The following is a 25,688-nucleotide window of genomic DNA, read 5'->3' as shown; positions in this document are numbered from 1 at the left end:
CTACCCTCTTATCTCATCATAGTCTTTGGGATAGGAGCAAATCATATTCTGCATACCCAGTGCCCCTTTGCCATAGTGAATATTTTTAAATACGATCTGTACCTTATTGTCAAGTTCGTCATAATATGCCACACTCTGCAAACGACCCCTGTTGTCCGTTTGTATCGTGTAGCTTTTACCCCGGTACTGTGCCACATAAATGTTTTTACTGTGTACTTTCGCACTGTCAATGATCTCTTTCAGATTGAATCCTTCGGCCATGCGATAGGTAGATACCTGTTCAAGATCATGGTCTACGACGGTTAATGCTTTTCCATCGGTACAGACTTCTTTTTTCGTTGGTTTAACATACATCCATTTCATCAGGCCCGGACTGGAAAAATAGACTTTTCCGCTGTAACTGATGGCTTTTTTTCTGGTATTTGTGATCTTCTGCATAAAGTCCGCTTTGAAATGGTCCGGAAGTGTGATCCCGGATCCATACAGTGAAACTGCCGCTGTAATACTTATTAGTACGCTTCTCAATTCTTGTCCTTTTCTACTCCGGAATATACCAAAATATCACTTTCTAAGGGGTAATATCTGTCATATTGTCATAAAATTGTGAAAGGGTTGTGGGCTTATCATTGCCATAACGATTTATTAATCAGTTTTTGGGTAAAATTGATCCACTTTTATTAAAAGGCAAGTCTAAACATGATCAAATCTGTATTAAAAATCTTCGGCACACAGAACGACAGGATCGTCAAAAACTATCTCAAAAGAGTAGAAAACATCAATGCACTGGAATCAACATACGAACCTATGAGCGATGAGGAATTGCAGGCAGCATTCAATACACTCAGAACATCGGTAAATAACGGTGAAAAAAGTCTGGAGGATGCCCTGTATGATTCATTTGCCATCACACGTGAAGCGAGTAAGCGTGTACTGGGACTGAGACATTACGATGTGCAGATGGTCGGAGGAATGGTACTGCATGACGGCAATATCGCAGAGATGAAGACCGGTGAAGGTAAAACGCTTGTTGCAACACTCGCCGTGATACTCAACGCTATGACAGGCAGGGGCGTACATGTGGTCACCGTCAACGACTATCTGGCCAAAAGGGACTCCAGCGAAATGGGTGAGCTTTACAGGTTCCTCGGTTACAGTATTGGCTGTATCACAGCGGATATTCAGGATGACATGAGCAGAAAAGCACAATATGATGCCGACATCACGTACGGTACGAACAACGAGTACGGTTTTGACTACCTGCGTGACAACATGAAGGTCCGTCTCGAAGAAAAAGTACAGAGAGAACATCATTACGCCATTGTGGATGAAGTGGACTCCATTCTCATCGATGAGGCACGTACCCCGCTTATTATCTCCGGTCCGACTCAGAGGGACCAGAACCATTATGCCAGAGCCGATGCCATTGCAAAACAGATGGAACGCGGAAAAAAGATAGAGACCAAGGCCGGAGAAGATGAAAAAACCACCGGCGATTTTATCGTAGATGAAAAAAACCGGACTATTGTCATGACGGAACAGGGCCTGCAGAAAGCCCAGGACCTTTTTGAAGTGGACAACCTCTACTCTCTTGAAAATGCCGTACTCTCCCACCACCTTGACCAGGCACTCAAGGCACACAATATTTTTGAAAAAGATGTCGATTATGTTGTACAGAACAATGAGATCATCATTGTAGACGAATTCACAGGAAGACTCTCTGAAGGACGAAGATATTCTGAAGGTCTTCACCAGGCGCTTGAAGCCAAAGAAGGTGTAGAGATTCAGGAAGAGTCACAGACCCTTGCAGAAATTACTTACCAGAACTACTTCAGACTGTACGAAAAACTTGCCGGGATGACCGGTACAGCACAGACAGAAGCAACCGAGTTCTCCCAGATATACGGTCTGGATGTTATTTCGATCCCGACAAATGTTCCCGTGGAACGCATTGACAGAAACGACCTTATTTACAATACAGAAAGAGAAAAACTCGATGCAGCCGTACGCAAAATACGTGAATACCATAGCAAGGGGCAGCCTGTTCTCATCGGTACCGCTTCCATTGAAAAATCCGAAATGATCCACGATAGACTTAAAAAAGAGAAGATACCCCATAACATCCTGAATGCAAAGAACCATGCCCAGGAAGCAGAGATCATTAAAAATGCAGGCCAGAAAGGTGCGGTGACCGTCGCAACCAATATGGCAGGACGCGGGGTCGACATCAAAATAGATGATGAAGTCAGAAGTCTTGGAGGCTTGGCTATTCTTGGAACCGAAAGACATGAATCCCGTCGTATAGACAACCAGCTCAGAGGACGTTCTGGACGTCAGGGCGACCCGGGAGAAAGCCAGTTCTTCCTCAGTCTCGATGACAACCTGCTCCGTATTTTCGGCGGAGAAAAGATCAGAAACATCATGAACCGTCTCGGCGTGGAAGACGGCGAATATATTGACTCTAAGATCGTCACCCGTTCTGTGGAAAAAGCACAGAAAAAGGTGGAGAACCAACATTATGAATCACGTAAGAACATTCTTGAATACGATGATGTTGCCAACCATCAGAGAAAAGCGATCTATGCATTCAGAAACCAGCTGCTTGACCCTGAATTCGATATCGATGCAAAGATCAAAGAAAACCGTACAGAATACATTAAACATTTGATCGGCGAAGCCGAAATCTTTGCCGGCATGCCGAAAGAAGATTACGATGTTGAAAAACTCGGAGCACTCATAAAAGAAGAACTTCTCATAGAAGTGGACCCCCAGTATTTCGCCGACAAAGAGATCGAAGAGCTTGAAGCGATGATCACGGAAATGATGGAAAACATTTATGAAGAGAAGATGTCACAGCTCGAACCCGAACAGCGCAAAGAGATCGAACGTATCCTCTATCTCCAGGTCCTTGACCCTCAATGGAGAGACCACCTGTATGAGATGGACGTACTCAAGACCGGTATCGGGCTGAGAGGCTACAACCAGAAAGATCCGCTGACAGAATACAAGCAGGACAGCTATAAACTCTTTATGGATCTTGTAGAGCGTATCAAGCTTGAAGCGGTCAAAGTACTGCACCTGGTCCAGTTTGACTTCCAGTCTCCTGAAGAGGAAGAAGAAGCGATAGAGCAGATCAGGGAAGAGTTGGAAAGCGAAGTAGCAGATGCTACACTCAACCAGTCCTTTGAAGAAGGAGTGATCGCAGAAGATTCGGCTGAACTCAAGCCGATCACAGGAACCAAAAAACCCAAAAGAAACGAACCGTGCCCCTGCGGTTCAGGTAAAAAATATAAAAACTGCTGCGGACAGAGCGGACCCAAAAAAGGTCTGTTGGCTTAAATGTCCGTACCCATCCGAAATAGAGTGCCCAACAAAAAGTTCGTTGGGCATATCATTACACACTATCTCAAATACGATAAAGAGAATCCTTTTATTTTCATCTCTGCACTGCTTGCTTTTCTCGGTATTGCCGCCGGCGTCATGGTTCTGATGATCGCTATGGGTATCATGAACGGGACCCAGGAGGAATTTACCAAAAAACTGTTTGTCATGAACTATCCTCTTACTGTTCTTCCTGTAGAAGAGGATGCCGTCAACGATCAACTGATAAAAAAGCTGTCCGAAAATTTCCCTCAGCTAAAATTCAGCCCGTATTACACCACACAGGTCATTACCAAAAATGACGGGGCCGTACAGGGCTCCCTGCTTTACGGTGTCGACTATGACAAAGAAAGCCGGCTCAATGCTATTTTTAAAAAGGCCAGAGGCAGCACCAAGAGCAAATTCAAAGTCGTCATAGGAGAAGGACTCTCTTTTGAAATGAATGCCATGAAAGGCGACAAGGTCACACTCTACTTTTCAGAACAGACGGCTGCCGGTTTCGGCACCATGCCGCTTCAGAAACGTTTTGTTGTGGACGGGGTATTCAAATCCGGTCTTAAAGCCTATGACAAAGCCATTATGTATACGACTCTCGAAGCCTTTGAAAAGCTGCTGAAACGCAAGGACGGTTTTTATGACGGATTGCATATTTACTGCAAGGAGCCGCTCAAAGAGATCAACCGTATCCGGGAAATACTGCCCCCCACTGTGGTCATCGAGGGATGGTGGCAGCAAAACGGCAACTTCTTTGCCGCAATGGCAATGGAAAAGAAAGCACTTTTCCTTGTACTGCTGCTTATTATTCTTGTCGCTTCGCTCAATATCATCTCTTCCCTCCTGATGACCGTAATGAGCAGAAGATCCGAGATCGCTCTGATGAGGACCCTTGGTGCCACCAAAAGAGAAATACGTGCCATCTTCTTCAGACTCGGTATCATCATAGGCCTTGCAGGGATCATCGCAGGGACACTCATCGGTGCTCTGGGTATCTGGGCACTGAAAACATTTGACATCATCTCTATCCCCAAAGATGTCTACGGCACAAGCAGGCTGCCCGTTGACCTTCTGTGGAGTGATTTTGGGTTCATTCTACTCGGTACAGTGGTCATTATTCTGCTTTCTTCCCTCTACCCTGCAAAAAAAGCGGCACAGACCGATCCGCTGACTGTACTGAGAAACGAATAGTTTCTATGGGGCCACCCTGTTTTTGGGAGCAGCAGCTGCTTTATTTGCAGTAACGTTTGTTTTTTGTTTCTTGTTGTTAAGAATGTGTGCCGGAGATTGAAGCGTACGCTTGATCAGATCAAAAGGAAGCATCAATATCTCTTTTGCCGCAGACGTTTCTATTTTGGGGTTATCGAGCGACCCTGTAATTTTCAATCCGAAAGTAATACTGTTGTCTTCTCCCATGAGAATGTATCCCAGGACCGGTACGCTGCCGACGATCTTGCCCAGTTTGCGTACGGTCTGAATAGCCAGCCTGATATTGAGCTTTTTGGTTTTGAGGTTCAACTCTCCTTTGCCCACGATCGTTGCAGTCCCTCCCTTGATATAGACAGAATCAAAGATCACCTTTTCTTTCACAATGTGATATAGGATCTTCCCTTCCGTGATCTTGAAACCTGTCGCCGTAAATCCGGGGTCTTCTATCTTGGAGAGCTGCGGATTGCTCCTAATGAAATTACGTGTCTTGCTATAGGCTTTGAAACTTTTGAGCACCCCTCCGTCAAGGAAAATTTCGCCTTTCATCTTTTGATCCGGTATCCCTGAAAGTCTGATCGTATAACGTCCTTTCTGAAGACCGTCAAAATGAATAAGCGGATGCAGCATTCTATCGTGTATGCGTAATGCTTCGATCGAGATATACTTACCTTTTTTAACGAAACTCACTACATCCGATCCCAGTTTTCCTTTTGCCTTTATCGTGTTGTTTGCGAAAGAAATATAAGCATTGTAACTGTCTGTAACCAAAGTATACTTGCCATACCTGAGATTGCTTTTAGTCCCTTTTATATGCAGCTTCCCTGTTTTTTTTGTTTGGCGTTTTCCCCGTTTTATACGCGCTTTTGACTGCAGGAATTTTTGCAGATCTATGTTGAGATTTTTCAACGTTATAAGAGACTTTGCATTATTGTAGTATAGTCGTTTGTCAAAAGCATAAAAGACAATACCTTTTTTTCCGAAAGAACCGGAACAGGGTACACGGGTATAGCATACTTTGTTACTGTAGATAAAACAGGATTTCCTGATCAGATTTCCCTTGAACGTATACGTTTTGAAATCTTTGGTCCAGATATCCATTCTGCCTCCGTCAAACTCAATAGAGAAATTTCTAATGAACGGTTTGAGTTTGGCAATATCATTGATGCTTATTTTCGCTGTTCTTTCACTCTGCTCTATCTTTATCTTAAAAAGAGGCAGCAGAATACGCAGTTTTTTACCATAATAGAGGGTAAAAGGAATTTCCTTGCCGGATAAAACAAAATACTTCTCTTTCCCTGGTCCTGCTGCAATTTTTTGTGCATAGAAACGCAAGTCTGCTTTTTTTTCTGTCGTATGTACTTTGCCGTTAAGCGTACCTTCATACCACTGGTCTTTGAGTTTGATATCTTTAAGCCGTATTACATGCCGGTTATAGGTAATGTCTCCGCTTTGCACGGGAAGTTTCACTTTTTTCACATAGAGACTGCCCTTCCCCAAATGTGCTTTCACATAGACGTCGATCTTTCCCTTCGGCATCTTTTTTAAAGGAATTCCCAGTTTTACCCGTATATCCGACATACCCTTTTTTTGTATCACAGGAATCGTAAGCTTATAGGCTTTAAGTATTTTTTGGACGACATCATCGATCCTGGTATGGAACTGCATATCCAGATTGAGACGCGGTATACTGCCTTTTTTCATATTGGTAATGGAAACCGTACTGGCATTGATCTCCCTGTTCAGATAGGCGGGGTCTGTCATATCAAAGAAGAGGCAGTTCCTGTCATAACGTAATACTATCTTTTCAGTTTTGACAGGAGCCAGTCCTTCTTTAAAATCTATAGTAGCATCCTGAAGCACAGCATTGCCTTTGAGTGACTCAAGATCCGGTGTGAAACGGGTATCGTAGACTGTTCCTTTTCCGCTCAGAGCATAAAGCCTGTATTTTTTTGCCTGTATTTTTTCCGTGATCCACCGCTTCACTGTCCTTGGCATCGGTATTTTGTCCATCACCGTTTTCAAATCGGTAAAAGTATCGCTGTTGAATATAAAGTCTACATTATGTTCCTGCTTGATCACTTTGAACTTTCCGCTGATATGATATGCATCGTAGTTCCCTTCAAGGATCAGCTTGTCACTGTGAAGATCATAATTGAGTTTGGCAACCATATTGATCTTCTCTTTTTTAATATAGAAAAGAGAAATGTCTGCGATCAGCACACTGCCTTTGCGCCAGACATTACCCGCAATTTCATAATCATCACTGCTGATGTAGAGAATATTGTCCGTATAGATCACTTTGTAATGGTTGTCTTTGAAGTTGACCTTTTCCAGCTCAATATAGTGAAAAAAAGTCAAAAGATATTTGACCCGGTCAAGCGCTTCGTCAATCGTGTCAAAACTGGGTTTTTTCTTTACTTTCGGTATCACGATGCTCTTTGCCGTCAGGGTCAGCTTTTTATCGAGTTTGATGTATAATCCATTTGCTTCATAATGGTCAAAACTGAGATGATCGATGTGGATACCCGACTTCAGCCAGACAAAAAGTGCTGCAAAAAGGATAATGAGAAAAATGAGTGTATCACGCAGAACAACATGGAAAAGATGGATAGTATGGGCAGAGAACATTGCCGTTGTTTTGATCATTGCGTTTGCCTTTTACACTACAATACCTGTTAGAACGACGCAGACGCTCTTCATTCCCCAAGGCTCTATTAATACTATTATATCACAGCTCGCTAAAAAAGGGTACGCTGTATCTGTGATAGACAGCTTTATTTTGCGCGCCATGGGAAGTCCTCAGACAGGTTGGATATTTATAGGGAACAATAAACTCAACCGTATCGATTTTCTCCATAAGCTCACTTCCTCCAAAGCAATGATCAACAAGGTTACGCTGATCCCCGGAGAGACATCCGAAATTTTTTTCGATACACTGGCAAAAGAGTTGAAACTGGACCCTAAAAAACTGTATAAATATTACCATGAATTCTCGCCCTACCCCGAAGCAGGGATCTATGCCGACACGTATTATGTTCCCTACGGTATCAAGGAAAAACATTTGATGCATTTCCTTGTACGTGAATCCGAAAAGAAGTATAAAGCGCTTTCGGAGAAGATTTACGGAACATATAACACCAAACAGTGGCAAAAGGTACTGGTGATCGCCTCGATCATCCAGAAAGAGGCAGCCAACCAAAAAGAGATGCCTCTGGTCTCCTCTGTCATTTACAACCGTCTGAAAAAAGGAATGCGCCTGCAAATGGACGGAACACTCAACTACGGCAAATACTCCCATGTCAAAGTCACACCGGAACGCATCAAGAATGATGAAAGCATCTTCAATACCTACAAACACAAAGGCTTGCCGCCCTCACCCATCGGCTCGGTCAGCCTCGCTGCCATACGTGCAGCCATCAGGCCGGCAAAAACGAAACACCTGTACTTCATGAAGAACACAGAAGGCACCCACAATTTTTCCGACAGCTTCCGGGCCCACAGGAAAAATGTCCGGAAAGCCGGAAAGAAAAAATAGGAAACGTCGCTATTCTGCCACAGATATCAGACAGAGAAACAAAGTAATATCCCAAGCCATCGAGCGCAAGGCTATTCTCAGCATATGACTGCTAAAAGTATGAGGTATATCACAACAGACTCTATAGGGGTGGTGAAGAGGGCTGAAAATGAGTTGTCACAGTCACATAGACCCCTTTTTCCTCTTTTCCCTGATCTCTTGATCCGAGAATACATATGAAACAGAGAGAATCCAAAATTTTTCATGCTTAGAAGATACGGACCTAGACTATAATCAGTTTAATATAGATGTCATTTAATCGTATTCATTATTTTCTTTATTTTATCTTTAGATTTTTCATAAACATATATGTTCCCTATCATATGCAGTCTACATTTTTCTTTTACTTTGAATTTTTTCCTATTTTTTTTACAATCAATTAGTGCTTCTTTAATTGCTTTAATCTGTGTTTTCTTTCCTATTGACCTCCCATAAGCCCAACGATCATCGTAAAAACTTGCAGCAGTAGCGGTTGCTTTATATCCAGTATTGGCTTTTAAGTAATCAGACATATCAAGTCTAATATTCTCTTCAGAGTTAAAAAAACTAGCATTATCAATAATCGTTCTTTTATATTGATTAAAATAAGCAGCATTTTTAGGTTCACTCAAGTAACTTTCAAGGATTGCTTTCACTCGCTCTGCTCTATATCGAGAAAGTGATTGTCCCATAAAAAACAAATCATTATTTCTTCTTTCTATCACTTTTCCTTTATGTACAATCATAGAAAAAGGATCTCTTTTCATTAAATATTTTCTATATAACTCTAATTTCATGCTGTCACTACTATTGGACATATTTACAGAAATAAAATTTACCTTTTCATGATATTTTTTTGCAATAGCATCTAACATCTTGATATCACAATTAACACAACCTTTTTTGTATGTTGAAAAATGTATATAAGCTGGTTTATCCATAGTCTTTTTAGCAATATATTTCTCTAATTTTTCAACTGGAATCTCTTGTACATACTTAATATCCTCATTGTCTTCTGGATTATTTACCCAAGTTAAACATTTATTATAAGAATTTTTCCTATTGATCCACGGGTATTTGTTTAGGTTATTTTGTATTTGAGATAAAAGGTATTTGGTTTTATCTTTATCTCCTGCCATACAACTAAAATAAGCAAAATAATTAAGATTCCACCGAGACGGAAACTCTTTCAATACATCATCAATACCTTTACTCATAATCGACCAATTGACATCTGATTTTGTAAATAAGTCATCTTTGTATATTAACTGTGAGGCAACCCAGTAAAATCTAGCATATCTACTATTTCCAGCTTTTTTGTGTGTTGCAACAAGTGCTTTTTGTGCAACATTTTCTATCTCTTTTTTATCAAAAGATCCCCATTTTGGTTGCATACGATACAATGCACTATAGTAAATTGGATTATAGTAGGGATGTTTTTCAATGGCTTCATCAAGTAATTCAAAGAATCTTTTTTTATCCCAATTTTCACCTTTAGCTATATCTAACATTACTGTGTACCATCCGGGATTATCAGAAAGGGTTTTTTTGTATTTATTCAAATAATCTCTTGCGCGTTTCATATAAAATTTTAAATTCTTCCATTGTTCTTTAGATGTATAGCTGGCACTGTCTTCCCCTCTGCTATACCATCCTTTTTGTACTAGAATTTCTGCATAACTAATATGTGCCACTTTTGATTTTGGATATGCTTTTATCCATTCTAAAGCAATTTTTTCGAGTGTAGAAAAATCTGTATTTTTGACACTTTTTCTTATTCCTGCATAAAACAAATCTAACTTCCACTTACCGCTAGAGGTACGACTTTCATTTTCAATATAATCTTTAGGTATCTGTGTTAATTTTTTGAAATCGCTGTTTAAAAACAAGGCTTTCACTTCACTAATGATTTTATTTCTATCTGATAATTCATCTGCCATAATAATATTACATAAAAACAACAATATCAATATTATAAATTTCATTTGTATATACTTTCTATCTAACTAAATTAAATCACTATGTATAGTCAATCCTCAAAAATCTATTCTAGACAAAACTATCCATTATAACTTTCTAATTCTACCGATATTTTCATATGTTTTTTCCGATGGCCATGTGCGCAACTACTCCTCTTTGTATCTCTAACCATGATATAGGAGGCTTGTAACAATGACCACGCTCTTCCATTTCTCAAACCAAATTTTCACTCTCATAACCCATGTCTCCCTTTTTTTTGCTTTTTTATAAGCAATTTTTATGATTAGATGATTTTTTATAAAAAACTATCAAAATATAGTAAATTTACATATTTTTATAAATAGCAAGACATTTTTGATATACTACTGCTATGAAAAATAAAGCAATAGTGGGCCAAAAGGTTCCCCTAATAAATAGTTATACGGCTAGCATTAACGGAAAATAAATGACAATTCAGATTAAACGTGTCTACGAAGAACCAAGTAAAGCAGACGGCCAACGTGTTCTCGTTGACCGTTTGTGGCCGCGAGGATTGTCTCGTGAGAAGGCTCAGGTAGATATCTGGATGAAAGAGATTTCTCCCTCCGATGAACTGCGACATTGGTATGGACATGACCCAAGAAAGTGGTCAGAGTTTAAGGAAAAATATGCCGTAGAACTGGATGCGAACCAAAGTAATGTCGAAAAACTACTGTCCATAATACAGGCGGAGACGGTGACGTTTCTTTATAGTTCAAAAGAACAGAAGCTGAACAATGCGGTTGCTTTGAAAGAATATTTTGAGTCAATTATTCCAGCTAATGCCGTATAATAAGGCAAATACACTCGGACCGCTTCGCTCTGCTTTTTGCCGCTGATGATTTACGGCATTATAGAAATTTGGAAGATATATTCTTTCAAAAATTAAATGAACCAAAAATGATAACAAACCGTTATACTACAATAGAAAGGGAGCATCGATGCAACATTATCAAAGTCTAAAAGAACATTATAAATTTACGGAGGAAGAAGCTCAAATTCTAAAGGCACTTCAACCCCGGATGGAAAAGCTGGCAGACGATTTTATAGATGAATTTTATAATTATATCTGGGGATTTGGAAAAACTGCCCAGTTCCTGAAAAACAAAGAAATTATTGCATATCACCGTACAAAAATCAAAGCATGGTTTATCAATTTGTTTTGTGGACAATACGACCTTCCCTATTTTATGTATTTGTATAAAATCGGTGAAGTTCATGTAAAAATAGGTTTGCCGACACACTATGTCAACTCGGCATTCACATTTGTAAGAACTTTTGTCCTGAAAAGTATAGAAGAAAATTTTGGCAATAAAGAACAGCATGTAAAAGAGATTCAGGCTGTTGAAAAAATTATCGATATGAACCTTGATGTACTGACAAGTTCCTATAGAGAAGAAGAATTGAGCAAATTTCTATCTTTGTCAAAAATAGAAAAAAGTATTTTAACCGGTCTGAAAAAATTCAATTCATATATCAATTATTTTTTAGCCGGGGCCTTGGCTCTTGTTGCATTTTTTGCTGTTGTACTGTTCGGATACGATATTTATCTGCTGTTCTTTTCAGACATAGGCATAGAAAAAGGCATTCTGACAGTTTTGGGCAGCTTGCTGGTCTTATGGGCGGCCATAGAGCTGATCCATGAGGAAATCAACCATTTACAGGGCAAAGGGTTTGCGATAGGTGCTTTTATCATGTTGGCAATGGCCGCCCTGATACGAAAAGTACTGATATACTCGCTCTCGGCTGAGAAGGGTGAAGAGCTGCTTATCATCGCCGCTGTTATAGTGGGCCTGGCTATAGCATATTGGCTTGTCGGTGCAAAGAAAAGAACGACCATCGATTGAACAGTATCACAAAAACCCGGAGATCACAGAACGTAAGCATTGAGGATCGGAAATCCGGAAAACTACATTTGCCTCAGGGTTAATGCCAAAAAAGCAGCTGTACAATATTGAGAATGAACATTGTAATAAAGCCCACTTTGTATACCATCAGTTCATGGCGCTCAATAAAAGAAGCCGTTTTGTCAAAGTAAGGCTGAACCTTAGAGGGATTGTCTATTTCAAATAACATTTCCGAATAGTTATGGTACCGCTTGTTGGTATCGTTTTCAATGGCACGAAGTATTATACTTTCAAACCAGTCGGGTATTTTCGGGTTGTATTTGGCAGGATGTTTCGGGTTTTTGTCGAAACTCGGATTCTGGAACGGTTCGATCTCCCCGAACGGAAATTTCTGTGTCATTGCTTCGTACAGGGTAACACCAATGGCGTAAATTTCTGTCTGCTCCGTTACAGGGGCCTGGTTAAAACGCTCCGGGGCAAGGTAAGAAGGTGTTCCTGCGCGTGTCACATCCGAATAGGCTTCGGTAATGCTCCCGAAATCGACCATTTTGAAAACCAGTTTCTCTTTACGTTTGGTAACGATGATGTTTTCAGGTTTAATGTCGCCATGCACCAGGTTCTGCTTGATAAGATACTGGGACATTTTCAGCAGAAAACGGGACAGTTCAATGCCAAGGTCAACCGAAAGCGGCTTTTTGGCACAAAACTCTTTCAGCGATGTACCCTCGACAAAACTCATGATATAGTAACGGTGCGTACGTTTTTTCGGTATGACGGCTTTGGGAAAGAAACCCGCTTTGAGACGTTTTGCCATCCAGACCTCTTTTACAAAGAGATCAAGCATCACTTCATCTTCCAGAGCTTCGAAAGGGGCGAACTTTATGACATACTGCACCCCTTTCTTTTCACACAGCCAAGTACGGTTGTTCTGAATGAGCGGCTTAAGCAGTCTGTAGCCGTCGATCACTTCGTCCTTTTTATAATTTTCGCTGACAATAAGGTCAGTCTGTTTGAGTTTCAGCCTCGGATCAAGTTCTTTGATCTCTATCACCACGGCCGTGGTATCGTCCGGCAGGTTGTCGTCATGTTTTTTGCTTGCTTTTTTGACCAGGTAGGAAGCCCCCATAGGCAGCCCTTCGGCGAGCTCTTCCTGGGTCAATTCATTGTAAAGGCCGTCGCTGCAGAGCAGTATCCGGTCCTGGGCTTGCAGGTTGTTTTCAAAATAGTACGGCTCTACCCTCTCTTCAAGGCCGATTGCGGCAGTCAGTACATTCTCCATGCCCGCTTCGTCCATGGCATGGTCCAAAGAGAGCTGTGCGAACTGCCCGTTACGTGCCAGATAAATGCGGCTGTCACCGACATTGGCACCATACAGTCTGTCGCCTTCTATGACCACCAGTGTCAGTGTCGTGACCAGTTCTTCACGTTCATACTGTTCCATTGATTCAAGATAAAGAACACGGTTGATATTTTCGATGAAGTGTTTGATGGATTTTTCCATACTCCAGCTTCTCGGACGGTTCTTAAGCGACTGTATCAGAAACTGCGTCGTACGCCTGGCTGCTTCAGCCCCGTATGCTGCCGACCCGACCCCGTCGCACACTACAGCTACGGTAATGTTCTCCATGACTTTCACTTCAAAGAAATCATCTCCTGTGAGCTGGGTACCTTTGGCAAGTGTAAAACCGGAGGTTTCGATGTTCTGTTTTGACATGATGCTGTCCTTGTAGTATTCTAAACTATATGATAATAGGGATTATGACATAATTTAAAATAAACGACTCTCAGTGCCTGTTTGATATGAAGACAGCATGGACAGAATGTCCATGCTCAAAGCTGACTGTCAGATACCTGCGTCCTTCTGCACTCAAACGATCAGATCATCCCCCCTGAATTGACACCCCAGGTCGTTCTCCAGCGGGTTTTAACCAGTGAGATAGCACCAATGGCAAGCAGAACCAGAGCGGCAAAAATGAAGAATCCCATACTGTAGGTATTGAACGTACCTTTTGCCCAGCCGAGTGTTTTGACAAGAAATGTACCGCCGATCCCACCGGCTGCACCGATAAGGCCGGTCATGATACCGATATCTTTTCCGAAACGCTGCGGTACAAGCTGGAAGACTGCACCGTTGGCCATTCCCAGAGCAGCCATGATGAGGAAAAGTACCGCGATCGCTACCCAGAAATGCAAATGCACCGCACCGCTCAGCAGTACAAGCGCCGCTACGACACCGAAGAAGATATAGAGTGCTTTGATACCACCCATTTTATCGGCTACACCGCCGCCTACCGGTCGGAGTACCGCACCGGCAAAAATGGTCAATGCTCCGAAGTAACCTGCAATGACCTTGACGTTCGGTTCATTGAAAACACTGAGACCGAAGGCACTCATATCTGCCTGATAGGTATTCATAAGATAAACCTTCATATAGTTCGCAAAGCCTACAAAACCTCCGAAACTTACCGCATAAAAAAGCATAAACCACCAGCTGTCCCTGTCTTTAAGCAGTTTCCAGTAATCCCCTACTTTTTTCGGTCTTGCTTTATAGACAGATGACGGTGCATCTTTTGCCATGAAAATATAGGTTATGAGTACAAAGAAAGAGAGTATGCCGCCGACAAGGAAAACAGCTTCCCATCCCCATATTTCTGCAATTTTCGGCGCGAAAAGGAAATCAATAACCACACCGATGTTACCCGCTCCTGCGATACCGAGCACAATCCCCTGGAGTTTAGGCGGATACCATTGTCCGGCCTGGGGAAGCGCTACAGCAAACGAAGCGCCGGCAAAACCAAGCCCGAGTGCCACAAGAAGCAGCTCGTTATAGGTAATGCTCGCTCCCCTTGTATAGGCATAAAAGAGTGATGCAATCACAATAAGCTGTGCTCCGATCGCTGTCTTTTTCGGACCGGCTTTATCTACAGAAAAACCAAGTACGATACGCAGCAGTGCCCCTGCCAGTATGGGGATGGAAAGCAGTGTCGCTATCTGCCCCTGTGTCAGAGCTTCCGCATGCTGAGCCAGAGAATCACTTATCTCTGTTGCGAGTGGTCCGAGCATGGTCCACACCATAAAACTGAAATCGAAGTAAAGAAAAGCCGCAAAGAGCGTCTTTGCATCTCCCTGTCCTTTGAGTGCCTTGAATCCTGCCATCTTTTTTCCTTTTAAATAAATGATAAACGTATTATATCTTGAAGCTATAGCAATAATAACTTTTTGAGTGATTAAAATTTAATCAATTGTTTAAGTGCTGTCACAAGGGTATACTGCAATATAATTATCGGAACAAAAATCCAATTGATTAAATTTTAATCATTCAATCTCATCAAACTAATACCTAACTTTGCTATAATAAATCCAATTATAGCACGGAGATGTACATTATTATGGAGATATTGCAAAAAGCATTAGAAGCAAGAAGTAAAAAAGTCAATAAAGTAGAAACTACCAAAGCACTGAAAAAGCCTATGGATGTCTATGAAAAACTTGAATCCATTGCGGCAGCAGGATATGAAGGATTGGCCAAAGAAGATTCTGCCTACTTCCTGAAATGTTTCGGTCTTTTTGACAAAGGTGAGGATTTTATGCTCAGGATACGTATTCCCGCGGGCCAGCTCACCTATGAACAGGCGCTTCGCATCGGTGAAGTCGCACAGACCTATGCCAATGACTACATTGATCTTTCCACCCGTATGCAGGTGGTTTTGCGCTATATCCAGATAGAGAATATCGCCAAAGTGCTGCATGCGCTCAAAGAGGTGGAACTCAGCACGTTCCAGACAGGTGTTGACAACACACGGAATACCGTTTCAGATCCGCTTGACGGGCTTGCCTACGATAACATTATTGAAAGCAAACCCATTGTGGACAGACTGGAAAAACATTTCATAGAAAACCCTGAATGGATCTCTACCCTGCCCCGGAAATTCAATACAGGTATCCTCGGTTCGCTTTCCAACTCCTGCAATATTTTCGGACATGACTGCTGTTTTGTACTGGCTCAGAAAGAAGGGGTCTTCGGTTTCAATATTTATTTGGGTGCAAGGGTCGGTGTACAGGCGAAGGATGCCGATCTTTTCATTACTGCCGAGGAGGTACTCCCCTTCTATGAAGCCCTTCTGAATGTATTTAAACGATACGGCTACCGTGACAACCGTAACAAAAACCGTCTGCATTTCCTTCTGAATGATGTGGGCATTTCCGCATTCATAGAAGCCGTTGAAGAAGAAGCAGGCCAAACATACGCCAAAGCCGGTGTGACCATGGTGCAGTCACAGAATATCGCGCTCGGCGCCAACAAAGTACTGCTTAAGGACGGAACCTATGCCTACAAGGTCATTGTTCCTTCAGGTATTTTCAGCGGAACGGACATGATAGAAGCAGCCAAAAGCGCACAGACATACGGCAGCGGACATATACGGCTTACCTATGACCAGAACCTCTTTCTTGTCAATATCCCGGAGGAAAAACTGCCACAGCTCGAAGAGAGCCCGCTTGTAGCGAAATATGCAGCCTTTCATAACCTGTACTTTCAGGACATGATAGCCTGTGCCGGTACCAACACTTGTTCTTTCGGTGTCATTCCCAACAAACCGGACGCCGTTGAAACGGCACACTTCTTGAATTCGGAAGTACCGCTGGAGCATGCGGTAGTGCGCATGAACTGGTCTGCCTGCCCCAAAGGCTGCGGCGTACACGGCATTGCAGACATAGGCTTTGAAGGCTGCAAAGCCAAAGATGCAGAGGGCAACAGGGTTGACGGTGTACACCTTTTCATGGGCGGAAAGATCACCCGTGAAGCCAGGGAGGCCCACATTCTGCATAAAGCCCTGCCCCTCGATGAAGCAAGGCACCATGTGAAATATTTGCTGAAACTTTATGCTGCCAACAGACACAGAGCGGAAACATATGAAGCATTTGATGACCGCTTTCTCAGCAGAAAGTACAGTTTCCAGGCGATCTCTTTTTACACCAAAATCAACTATATCCTCAATGAAAAACTGGGGCTTGGCCTCTTTTTCGATCTCAATAAAGAACCCAAAAGCGGAAGGCGTGAAGAGTACGAACTTTTTACCTTCGGTCTGCAGCTTTACAAACTGCTTACCGGAGAAAAACGTTTTGACGCGGTAGACGGTCTGGCACCCAATATGCTCAGACCCAGAAAGATCAAACGCGATGAAGTCAGCCGGCTCAACCCGAAAGTACCGCCAAAACTCTCGGAAGTGGTCTACAACATGACCCATGAGAACAAAAGCGAACGTGCGCAGGTATTCTCGGAATTATTAGTAGCGCTTAAGGAAATATAGATATGATTTATCACGCATCACTTGTAGGGTGTTGTCCCATGGCAACACCAATGTTATGCACCCAAACAAAAGGTGTTGCCATGGGACAACACCCTACAATACACATAAAAAAAGAAGTATAAATGGCAGTGGAACCCTTAAGTAAACATACACCATTGGAAAGTTTCATCAATCACAAGAACGAGACCGGTATGCAGTGCGGGAACTACAGCATAGATATCCCTGAACTCAAGCCCGGCGAACAGTACCGTTTTCATTTCGATGCTACCGCCTGTGTAGGCTGTCACTGCTGCGAAGTAGCCTGTAACGAACAGAACGGCAACAGTCCCGATATCAAATGGCGCCGTGTAGGAGAGATGGAAATGGGTGAATTTCCGGACACCCTGCAGCTCTTCAACTCTATGAGCTGTAACCACTGTATCGACCCGGAATGTCTCAGGGGCTGTCCTACAGAGAGCTATATCAAACTGGACAACGGGATCGTCTGGCATGACGACCCAAGCTGTATCGGCTGCCAGTACTGTACCTGGAACTGTCCGTACGAAGTCCCTGTTTTCAACCCAGACCGAGGCATCGTCACCAAATGTCATATGTGCGTGGACAAACTCGAAGCAGGCCAAACGCCAGCCTGTGTGCAGGCCTGTCCGGGAGGTGCCATCGAAATAGAGGCTGTCAATGTAGACAAATGGCTTGATGAAGATATGGCCAAAGAGGGTGTCGCCCCCCACCTGCCCGATATAGGCATTACCAAACCGACCACACGATACACACTTCCTGATATCCCGGAAGGTGAAAAGATACGTGTGGCAGATGAACATTTACTGCACCCTGCCCATCCTGAACTGCCGCTTGTTTTCATGACGGTGCTCACGCAAGTCTCCGTCGGTGCCTTTCTGGCACTCTTTTTGGGACAGATGCTCTTTTCTCTCGGTTTCGATCTGCCCAAACCCAATCTGGCAATGGCAATGCTGGCCTTTCTGCCTGCAGCCATTGGACTGCCCCTTTCTGCTCTGCACCTGGGACGCCCTGCCAAAGCGATGTCCGCCATGAAGAACTGGAAAACCTCCTGGCTTTCGCGAGAAGCCATTGCACTGGGGGCCTATACAGGATTGGCGACCCTGGTCGCAGGAATGTACTTTCTCGATATCAAAGGCTTTCTGCTGCTGCTGGTCGAAGCGGTTACCCTGGCCATAGGCCTTTTCGGTATTTATGCACAGTCGATGATCTACCGTATTAAAGCGCGTCCGAGCTGGAACCGAAAAAGCACCACCAAACGCTTCTTCGGCTCAGGCTATGTCGGCTTTTTGCTCATCGCACTGGTACTGCTCATCAGCAACGGCGCACAGGGAGCCATGGTCCTGCTTGCCATTACACTGGTAGCAGGTATGGGACAGGCACTGGTCATTCTTGAAGAAGTGATGTTCTACCGCCACCTCGACAAAGAAGACCCGCTTTACTACCAGTACAACCGTACCCGTATCCTGCTTCAGGAACATTTTGCCAAAGTAAAGAAGTTCAGGGTTTATTCTCTCGCAGCATTCGCACTGGCACTGCCGCTGCTTGCCATCCTCTTTACTGCCAGCGGTCTGACAGGCTTGGCTGTCACAACACTGTTTATCGCAACGTTTGGAGCTTTCGCCAGCGAACTGGCCGGACGCTACCTGTTCTACCGGACGGTAGTACCCTTGGGGCTGGCAGGGAATTTCTTTGCGGGGAACCAGCGGCATTAAATTGAGATACCGTAGAGGTGCCCCTTGTGGGTACCCTTGACATGGTGGGCACCCAGAAGGGATGCCCCCATACAAACATGAATACATAAAATACCGTAGGGGTGCCCCTTGTGGGTACCCTTGACTTGGAGAATACAATGAGTCTCATAGACAAAGCAAAAAACTTTCTCGGCTTCGATATCAAAGAAGACAAATATGCCCTCGTAGACGACCCCATCTTCGGCAAAGTGGCCAAAGCCAAAGCCCCTGACAAGTGGGTACGCACCACTTGCGGCTACTGCGGTGTCGGCTGCGGTATGTACATCGGCGTCAAGGACGGCAATGCGGTCTACTCCAAAGGCGACCCGCTTCACCCTGTCAACATGGGTACCCTCTGCCCCAAAGGCCTGAGCGAACACGAAATGGTACGCGCGGACAGCCGTGTCCCTGCACCGATGATCAGGAAGAACGGTACACTCACCCCTGCAGGCTGGGAGGAGACATTCACAAAGGTCAGCGACGAATTCAAGCGCATACAGAAGGAACATGGCAAAGGCGCTGTTTCCGTCATCTCGACCGGACAGCTTCTGACCGAAGAGTTCTACGCTTTGGGTAAATTCACCCAGCTTGGACTTGAAACCAACAATTACGACGGCAATACCACGCTTTGTATGGCTTCCGCCGTCATGGGGTACAAGCAGACCTTCGGTTCGGACGGCCCGACCGGATGCTATGAAGACTTCTCCAAAGCCGATGTCATTCTGCTCATCGGTGCGAACATTGCAGACAACCACCCTATTTTGAAACTGCATATTGCCAAAAACAAAAAAGAGACAGGCAAAAAGCCGACCCTCATTGTTGTCGACCCGCGCAAGTCAAAGACATCCCAGATGGCAGACATTTTCGTACCGCTTGCGCCGCGTTCCGACCTGGCACTGCTTAACGGACTTTGCTACATTATCATGGAACAGGGCTGGGAAGATGAAACGTTCATCAAAGAGCGGACCAACGGCTACAAAGCGTTCAGAAAGCATATTATGAACAACTATCCTCCGCAGGAAGTAGCACATATTACGGGTATCGATGTCAAAGCACTTTACAACCTGGCCAAGATCTATGCCACGGCGGACAGAGCCATGAGTGCCTGGACCATGGGCGTGAACCAGAGCAGTATCGGGACCGATACCGTTTCAGCCATCTGCAACCTGGCGCTTATTACCGGGAACCTCGGCAAAGAAGGATCCTCCCCCATGTCCATTACCGGGCAGTGCAACGCCATGGGAACGAGAGAATTCGGCTTCACTTCCTCTATCCCCGGCTATAGGAATTATGCTTCGGAAGCAGACAGAAAAGAATTCGCTTCCCTCATCAATGTACCCGAAGCGCTTATCCCTTCGGCCAGAGGCTATGCCTACCCGCAGATCATCGATGCGATCAATCGAGGGGAGATCAAAGCACTCTGGGTGGTCGCGACCAATCCGCTCGTTTCCTACCCGGACCAGAACGGATTGAGAGAAGCCCTTAAAAAACTCGACCTTCTTGTCGTACAGGATGCCTTCATGTCCGACACTGCACAAATCGCCGACGTGGTCTTTGCCGCAGCAACATGGAGTGAGAAAGAGGGATGCTACACCAACTCCGAACGACGATGCAACTATGCCAAAAAAGCCATAGAACCTCTGGGAACGACCAAAAGCGATCTTGACATCGTCATAGAATTTTCCAAATACTTTGAAGGCAAACACGAGCTGCTTTTCAAAGACCTTCAGACACCAAGAGATGTTTTTAATGAAATTAGACGAGTCAGCCAGGGTCAGCTCTGCGACTACAGCGGTATGAGCTACGAACTTATCGAAGAACTGGGAGGCATACAGTGGCCCTGCAATGAAAAAGCCCCCAAAGGTACCAAACGCCTCTACTCCGAGGAAATGCCCTGCCCTACAGCTGACGGCACAGCGAACCTTCTTCCTGTAGACTGGATACCGCTGAGTGAAATGCAATGCAAAGGACTGCCTCTCATACTCAACACGGGACGAACGGTCGAACAGTTCCATACTCGTACTAAAACAGGAACCATCGGCATACTGGACAACCTGGCACCGGAAGCCTGGGTCGACCTCAGCCCCAAAGATGCTGCAAAGCTCAAAGTCAAAAGCGGAGACCGCATCTCACTTTCCGGAAACAGGGGACGAGTAGAGGATGTCATTGTGAAAGTGAGCGAAACCGTACGGGAAGGGAATGTCTTCGTACCTTTCCACTTCAATGAACAGCTCATCAACAATATTACCATCCCGGAATTCGACCCGAAATCTTTCGAACCGAACTACAAACAGTGCGCCGTACAACTGCACTCTGAAGCAGTACCCGAAGGCATTGCCTATGAAGAAGTAGAGATCAGCGGATATCTCGAAGGGGTAAAAGTATATAAAGACGAAGTTATAGAGGGAGAGAAAGCGCTACACAGCCGGTCACAGTGATTTGCAACACTTTGTGCAAGACAGAAAAGCCATAGTTTGAGATAGCCTCCGCTGCAAAAAGCTGAGACTATCTTTTAAAAAATGCCAATATCCTGTATCCGAGTGAATGGCGTTTGCGAATCTTTTTATAGAGCTGCTTTTCTGCCTCAAGGGTCTGTTCCGCTTCTTTCAAATAAACAGAAAGGCGCTTTTTCGCTGCTTCTGTCTGCCTGGGTTTAAAATTATTTTGCATCGAGTACCTTCTCTATCTCATGCATGGCATCTTCATTTTTAAGTCTGAACTTGATCTCGATACGCCTTGAAGCTTCTTTATCTTCTACTCCATTCACCTTGACCGGATCCAGATAGGAGCGCCCCGAAGCGATCATGAGGGCCTGAAGGTTGTATTTCTTGGCAAAATCGAGTGTCAGGAGGTAGTTCATGACAGCAAAAGCTCTCCGCTGCGAAAGATCGAGGTTGTAGAGATAGCCTCCGTCACTGTCTGTATGTCCTTCGATGATGATCTTGTCAAGATGCGGTCTTATTTTCGGATTGGTCACCAGCGTACCGATATATTCTTCAAAAGCCTGTTTGAGTTCTGCTTTGGCATCGTCTTTCAGCACAGCGCTTCCCTTATCGAACAGTATGTTCGATGAGAGTCTGAGCGATCCGCTTTTCTTGTCAATGTCGATCTTGTTGCCCAGCGCCTCCTTCAGTGCCGCGATGACTTTGAGCTTGATACCTGTCAACGATCTGATCTTGGCCTTCTGTTTTTGGAGACTGGCGATCATGGCATCATACTTCGTCTCTTTTTCATCAAGCGCGTTCAGCAGGGCAAGCAGTTTTTCATCTTTTTCTTTGACTGTCCTGTTCACATCACTGAGCTGGTCGGAAAGAACAACGATCCGGCCTTTGTATTTTTCAAGCATTTTGTTGCGTGCTGCCAGATTTACCCTGGTTTGGTTCAGGGTACTGTTGCTCTCGTTCAGCAGATTCTGCACCAGTACGATCTTGTGGCTGAGCAAATCTTTTTGTGTATTGGCCTGAAGCAGCATCTGGTTGAGCTTCTTGATCTCATCATCTTTCAGACTGAGTGTATGCAGCTGTTCATCTATCTTCCTGTCATGTGCCTTGAGTATTTCATTTTTCTTTTCAAGCGACACATTCAGTGCTTCAAGCGTTTTCTCCTTGTGCCTGAGCATATCCGAAACCAGCGCAAGGCGGTCTTCTTTCTTGTGCAGATCGCTTTTAAGAATAATGGACTTGGAAACAATGGCACCGATCAGCAGAATGAACACAAACAGCAAACCTGCCATAAGATCGGCATAGGAGATCCAGAAGTTGCTCCCTTCGTCTGTCGCTTTTTTTCGGAACACTATTTTTTATCCTCATTGAGCATATCAAGATTTTTCAGTATCAGCTTATTCTGTTCGGAAAGCAAATGTGCAAAACTGCCAAGCTGCCCGACGATCTCTCCGACTTCACTGTCTATTTTCTCAAACGTATGCTCTACCGTACCGTCAAAACGTTCCATGGAACGCTGCAGGTTTTTGGCATTTTCGTTAAAGCCTTCAATATTTTCCCTGATGGTAGAGACGGCATTGACACTTTCCTGTCTGCGGTGCACTTTGTCAAGTGTCATACGCAGCTCTGCCGAAGCATTCTGCATCTGCTTTGTCAACTCGCTGAAACTGTGGGAAGTTTCGCTCATGATCGTCGTGAAATTTTTCAGGTACTGTTCGTTCAACTCTCTGACAAAGTCCATATTGAAAGTCTCTTTGAGCGTTTTGACGATCTCCTGGTCTTTGAGTTCGCTCTGCATATGCTCATGTTTGATCAACTCGGACTTTTTCCAGATACGCGAATCGTAGAGTTTTTCGAGATCATAAATATATTTGTCCACTTTGGCCGTCCCGCGCTTCTCAAAATAGGTCCAGATAAGAGAAAGCATGATTCCGTAGATCGAAGCGTAAAATGCCGTTCCGATCCCGGAGAGCAGTATCGAAATCTCTTTATCGAGTGCACTGAGATCTTTCACTGTGAAATCAGGCATTGAAAGTGCAATGGCAATGAATGTTCCCAAAATACCGAGCATCGGGAAGACGGACGGTGCCACTTTCGCAAAGTTGTCATTCCTGATATCTTTATAGTAATCCCCCATAAAATCTTTGACGTGGAGGGTCGACTTGGTTTTGCCCATAATGGTCAGGGCATTGGCTCTCAACGCACTTTGAAGTTCCGATTCCATCCTCGAAAAACTTCCGCGCATATGACACACCGCATAGTTGGCATTGTGACGCACAAAAAAGAGGAACACAATAAAAATGAACATGATGATCAGCAGTGTATGAAGCTCCACTTTCAAAGGGATCACACCGACATAGCCGAGCACAAGTCCGACCATAAAAATCAGCGGAATCAGCACAATCGCAAAGGAGTGCGAAAAACAGGAGCCGGAACTGTTATTTTCAAACATTAAAATATCCTCACTATAAATTCAATCAAGTATACCAAAACTCTTTAAACCAAATATTAATTGCCGCCTTCCAAAACAAGCACCTCTCCAAAAGGCACTTCTCTCTCTTCCGGCATCACCCACAGAACGTCATACCCCGGTGCATACGAAGGAAAAGTACCCATCCCGTCGGTGAAGTACAGCAGCAGTGTCGGATAGTCGATATGCTTGTCAATATATTCAAATACCGGACGAAAATCCGTCCCTCCGCCTCCGCTTACTTCATAGGCCAGAAATTCACCGGGCAGATAGACCCTGTGTGACCGGATCTTGGCATCAGCCGTGATCAGATCGATCTCATAGTTGGGATAGTGCTGCATCACGGTATTTACTTCACCCAGAAAAATTCCCAGTAAGGTTTCATCGACAGAGCCGGAAGTATCAACAGCAATGACAACACGCAGCAGGTCTGAACTCAGACTGGGCAGACAGATACCACGGTAAAGATATTTCATGTTTGGAGGCATAAAGGAGTAGCTGTTTTTGGCATAGGAAGCAATATACCGGTACAGTATTTCACGCCAGTTTATTTGGTGTGAAAAATATTCCGGTACAAGCCGCTGCAATTCTTTCGGCAGTTCCCCCTGTCTCTTATACTTCTGAAATATCTGCTCGAACATTTCCTGAAGCGCCTCCCCCTCCGCTTCTATCTGTGCAGCTTCATTTTTTTCCATGGATGCCTGCTGTACCGCACGCTCGCGGGTACTCCCGTTCTGGCTCTCTTCACTCTTGCGCTGCTGATCCCCGGGTTCCTGTGACATTTCATCTTCTGCCTCTGCTTCATCACGGGCATCATTGGTGATCATTTCATCTTTAAGTACATCGTATATCTCTTCGGCGTACATTCCTTCAAAACGCTCATCATAATAGACATAGGGCGGCAGTTCAAAACCGTTCTTCACCAGCATAGCGTTGACCACAAGATCGCTCGCCGCCTGCCAAATACGCCCGACACGCTCCTCTGCACGTTCACTGTGCCTGAGTACGGCATGCATTGCCCCGTTCGCCAAAGCGAACTCTATTTCTTCAACAGGTACTTTCTCGAAATATTCATCATTGTATTTCAAGTGTATACCGTCACTGCTGAATGTCAGTGTATCTCTGTTGTTATCCAGCTTCAGGACGGTGGAAACCGATCCGATATAGGGATGTTCCAACATCAGTTTCGCTTTGGCTTTTTCAAGTTTTTCTATAGGATCCATAAAGTGATTATAGCAAAGATTATTCTATATCATGTTACACTGTTTTATTATTTTCTGATGGAGCTCTATATGGTCTATTATCCCTATACACAATTTGTCGAAGATGTCAAAAAACTGGTTCGTCTTACAGACACCTACAGACCCGATACCATCGTCGCCATTGCCAGAGGCGGATGGACACTGGGGCATGCCTATGCTTCCGCTACGGGAAACCGTCAGCTCATGAGCATCAACTCCATTCTCTATGAAGGTGACCAGAAAGGAAGACGGTGCAGGATTTTCAATGTGCCGGCACTGGAAAATGCCGCTAAAGTACTGGTACTTGACGACATTGTAGACAGCGGAGAAACACTGAAGGAAGTACTTTCCCTTCTCAGGAAGCGTTTTACACATGCCACTTTCAAGTCAGGATCCATCTATTATAAAAAAAGTGCTGTAATACAGCCCGATTTCAGTCTCTATGAAACAAATGAATGGATCGAATTTTTTTGGGAAAAAGACTATCTGCTCCATTAAAG

The 25,688-nt window shown here is 44.1% G+C and carries 18 protein-coding genes; 9 read left to right on the top strand and 9 right to left on the bottom strand.

What is annotated here, in order from left to right; genetic code table 11:
- Positions 1-525 (bottom strand): LolA-like outer membrane lipoprotein chaperone, encoded by a 525-nt coding sequence (lolA, locus tag F8L24_RS07325; RefSeq protein WP_294953859.1) that lies wholly within the window; start codon positions 523-525, stop codon positions 1-3.
- 171 nt (positions 526-696) lie between these two features.
- Here lolA and secA point away from each other — a divergent pair, with 171 nt between their 5' ends.
- Positions 697-3,336 carry a preprotein translocase subunit SecA gene (gene secA, locus F8L24_RS07320; protein ID WP_294953857.1) on the top strand — a complete coding sequence of 880 codons (2,640 nt, stop codon included), beginning with the start codon at positions 697-699 and terminating at the stop codon, positions 3,334-3,336.
- On the top strand, positions 3,337-4,563 hold the full coding sequence (locus F8L24_RS07315; protein WP_294953854.1) for an ABC transporter permease: 1,227 nt from the start codon (positions 3,337-3,339) through the stop codon (positions 4,561-4,563).
- 3 nt (positions 4,564-4,566) lie between these two features.
- Here the strand turns inward: F8L24_RS07315 and F8L24_RS07310 are convergent, their stop codons facing one another.
- Positions 4,567-7,227, bottom strand: coding sequence for an AsmA-like C-terminal domain-containing protein (locus tag F8L24_RS07310; protein ID WP_294953851.1), 2,661 nt, complete (start codon positions 7,225-7,227; stop codon positions 4,567-4,569).
- On the opposite strand from F8L24_RS07310, the gene mltG reads away from it, so the two are divergent.
- Positions 7,154-8,116, top strand: coding sequence for an endolytic transglycosylase MltG (mltG, locus tag F8L24_RS07305; RefSeq protein ID WP_294953848.1), 963 nt, complete (start codon positions 7,154-7,156; stop codon positions 8,114-8,116). The two genes, F8L24_RS07310 and mltG, sit on opposite strands and share 74 nt — an antisense overlap.
- Positions 8,117-8,406: 290 nt before the next feature.
- On the opposite strand, the gene F8L24_RS07300 is transcribed toward mltG, so the two are convergent.
- Complete coding sequence (locus tag F8L24_RS07300; RefSeq protein ID WP_294953845.1) at positions 8,407-10,074, bottom strand: hypothetical protein; 1,668 nt, start codon at positions 10,072-10,074, stop codon at positions 8,407-8,409.
- 485 nt (positions 10,075-10,559) lie between these two features.
- Between F8L24_RS07300 and F8L24_RS07295 the strand changes: the two genes are divergently transcribed.
- On the top strand, positions 10,560-10,925 hold the full coding sequence (locus tag F8L24_RS07295) for a DUF488 domain-containing protein (RefSeq protein WP_294953842.1): 366 nt from the start codon (positions 10,560-10,562) through the stop codon (positions 10,923-10,925).
- 148 nt (positions 10,926-11,073) lie between these two features.
- Entirely contained in the window at positions 11,074-11,979 is a 906-nt protein-coding gene (locus F8L24_RS07290) for a protoglobin domain-containing protein (RefSeq protein WP_294953839.1), read from the top strand.
- Positions 11,980-12,058: 79 nt separating this feature from the next.
- On the opposite strand, the gene F8L24_RS07285 is transcribed toward F8L24_RS07290, so the two are convergent.
- Together F8L24_RS07285 and F8L24_RS07280 are read right to left on the bottom strand one after the other, a co-directional pair.
- Positions 12,059-13,693, bottom strand: coding sequence for a bifunctional protein-serine/threonine kinase/phosphatase (locus F8L24_RS07285; RefSeq protein ID WP_294953836.1), 1,635 nt, complete (start codon positions 13,691-13,693; stop codon positions 12,059-12,061).
- A gap of 161 nt (positions 13,694-13,854) precedes the next feature.
- Positions 13,855-15,135 (bottom strand): MFS transporter, encoded by a 1,281-nt coding sequence (locus F8L24_RS07280; RefSeq protein ID WP_294953832.1) that lies wholly within the window; start codon positions 15,133-15,135, stop codon positions 13,855-13,857.
- Positions 15,136-15,356: 221 nt separating this feature from the next.
- On the opposite strand from F8L24_RS07280, the gene F8L24_RS07275 reads away from it, so the two are divergent.
- From F8L24_RS07275 to F8L24_RS07265, 3 genes are all read left to right on the top strand, one after another.
- Positions 15,357-17,288 carry a ferredoxin--nitrite reductase gene (locus F8L24_RS07275; RefSeq protein WP_294953829.1) on the top strand — a complete coding sequence of 644 codons (1,932 nt, stop codon included), beginning with the start codon at positions 15,357-15,359 and terminating at the stop codon, positions 17,286-17,288.
- A gap of 122 nt (positions 17,289-17,410) precedes the next feature.
- Positions 17,411-19,018 carry a DmsC/YnfH family molybdoenzyme membrane anchor subunit gene (locus F8L24_RS07270; RefSeq protein WP_294953826.1) on the top strand — a complete coding sequence of 536 codons (1,608 nt, stop codon included), beginning with the start codon at positions 17,411-17,413 and terminating at the stop codon, positions 19,016-19,018.
- 137 nt (positions 19,019-19,155) lie between these two features.
- Positions 19,156-21,474 (top strand): nitrate reductase, encoded by a 2,319-nt coding sequence (locus F8L24_RS07265; protein ID WP_294953823.1) that lies wholly within the window; start codon positions 19,156-19,158, stop codon positions 21,472-21,474.
- A 67-nt stretch (positions 21,475-21,541) separates the two neighbouring features.
- On the opposite strand, the gene F8L24_RS07260 is transcribed toward F8L24_RS07265, so the two are convergent.
- From F8L24_RS07260 to F8L24_RS07245, 4 genes are read right to left on the bottom strand one after another with little or no spacing between them, the layout of a single operon-like run.
- Positions 21,542-21,706 carry a hypothetical protein gene (locus F8L24_RS07260; RefSeq protein WP_294953820.1) on the bottom strand — a complete coding sequence of 55 codons (165 nt, stop codon included), beginning with the start codon at positions 21,704-21,706 and terminating at the stop codon, positions 21,542-21,544.
- Positions 21,696-22,829: an OmpA family protein gene (locus tag F8L24_RS07255; RefSeq protein WP_294953817.1), complete on the bottom strand. Its 1,134-nt coding sequence runs from the start codon at positions 22,827-22,829 to the stop codon at positions 21,696-21,698. The genes F8L24_RS07260 and F8L24_RS07255 overlap by 11 nt, the downstream gene beginning before the upstream one ends.
- Complete coding sequence (locus tag F8L24_RS07250; protein ID WP_294953814.1) at positions 22,829-23,929, bottom strand: MotA/TolQ/ExbB proton channel family protein; 1,101 nt, start codon at positions 23,927-23,929, stop codon at positions 22,829-22,831. Before F8L24_RS07250 ends, F8L24_RS07255 begins: the two co-directional genes overlap by 1 nt.
- A gap of 56 nt (positions 23,930-23,985) precedes the next feature.
- Entirely contained in the window at positions 23,986-25,170 is a 1,185-nt protein-coding gene (locus F8L24_RS07245; RefSeq protein WP_294953811.1) for a VWA-like domain-containing protein, read from the bottom strand.
- Positions 25,171-25,173: 3 nt separating this feature from the next.
- Here F8L24_RS07245 and F8L24_RS07240 point away from each other — a divergent pair, with 3 nt between their 5' ends.
- Positions 25,174-25,686 carry a phosphoribosyltransferase family protein gene (locus F8L24_RS07240; protein WP_294953809.1) on the top strand — a complete coding sequence of 171 codons (513 nt, stop codon included), beginning with the start codon at positions 25,174-25,176 and terminating at the stop codon, positions 25,684-25,686.
- Positions 25,687-25,688: the final 2 nt, after the last annotated feature.

The sequence above is a fragment of the Sulfurovum sp. genome (assembly GCF_015493435.1).
In the GTDB taxonomy this organism is placed as follows: Bacteria; Campylobacterota; Campylobacteria; order Campylobacterales; family Sulfurovaceae; genus Sulfurovum.
This window is presented reverse-complemented; position numbering and strand designations above follow the sequence as displayed.

What these genes read in the sequence shown, in the direction of transcription:
- F8L24_RS07260 (WP_294953820.1), bottom strand. Translation starts at nt 21,706, where the DNA reads ATGCAAAATAATTTTAAACCCAGGCAGACAGAAGCAGCGAAAAAGCGC.
- secA (WP_294953857.1), top strand. Translation starts at nt 697, where the DNA reads ATGATCAAATCTGTATTAAAAATCTTCGGCACACAGAACGACAGGATC.
- F8L24_RS07290 (WP_294953839.1), top strand. Translation starts at nt 11,074, where the DNA reads ATGCAACATTATCAAAGTCTAAAAGAACATTATAAATTTACGGAGGAA.
- F8L24_RS07275 (WP_294953829.1), top strand. Translation starts at nt 15,357, where the DNA reads ATGTACATTATTATGGAGATATTGCAAAAAGCATTAGAAGCAAGAAGT.
- F8L24_RS07265 (WP_294953823.1), top strand. Translation starts at nt 19,156, where the DNA reads ATGAGTCTCATAGACAAAGCAAAAAACTTTCTCGGCTTCGATATCAAA.
- F8L24_RS07310 (WP_294953851.1), bottom strand. Translation starts at nt 7,227, where the DNA reads ATGATCAAAACAACGGCAATGTTCTCTGCCCATACTATCCATCTTTTC.
- F8L24_RS07245 (WP_294953811.1), bottom strand. Translation starts at nt 25,170, where the DNA reads ATGGATCCTATAGAAAAACTTGAAAAAGCCAAAGCGAAACTGATGTTG.
- F8L24_RS07295 (WP_294953842.1), top strand. Translation starts at nt 10,560, where the DNA reads ATGACAATTCAGATTAAACGTGTCTACGAAGAACCAAGTAAAGCAGAC.
- F8L24_RS07315 (WP_294953854.1), top strand. Translation starts at nt 3,337, where the DNA reads ATGTCCGTACCCATCCGAAATAGAGTGCCCAACAAAAAGTTCGTTGGG.
- mltG (WP_294953848.1), top strand. Translation starts at nt 7,154, where the DNA reads ATGAGTGTATCACGCAGAACAACATGGAAAAGATGGATAGTATGGGCA.
- F8L24_RS07280 (WP_294953832.1), bottom strand. Translation starts at nt 15,135, where the DNA reads ATGGCAGGATTCAAGGCACTCAAAGGACAGGGAGATGCAAAGACGCTC.
- F8L24_RS07270 (WP_294953826.1), top strand. Translation starts at nt 17,411, where the DNA reads ATGGCAGTGGAACCCTTAAGTAAACATACACCATTGGAAAGTTTCATC.
- F8L24_RS07250 (WP_294953814.1), bottom strand. Translation starts at nt 23,929, where the DNA reads ATGTTTGAAAATAACAGTTCCGGCTCCTGTTTTTCGCACTCCTTTGCG.
- F8L24_RS07285 (WP_294953836.1), bottom strand. Translation starts at nt 13,693, where the DNA reads ATGTCAAAACAGAACATCGAAACCTCCGGTTTTACACTTGCCAAAGGT.
- F8L24_RS07300 (WP_294953845.1), bottom strand. Translation starts at nt 10,074, where the DNA reads ATGGCAGATGAATTATCAGATAGAAATAAAATCATTAGTGAAGTGAAA.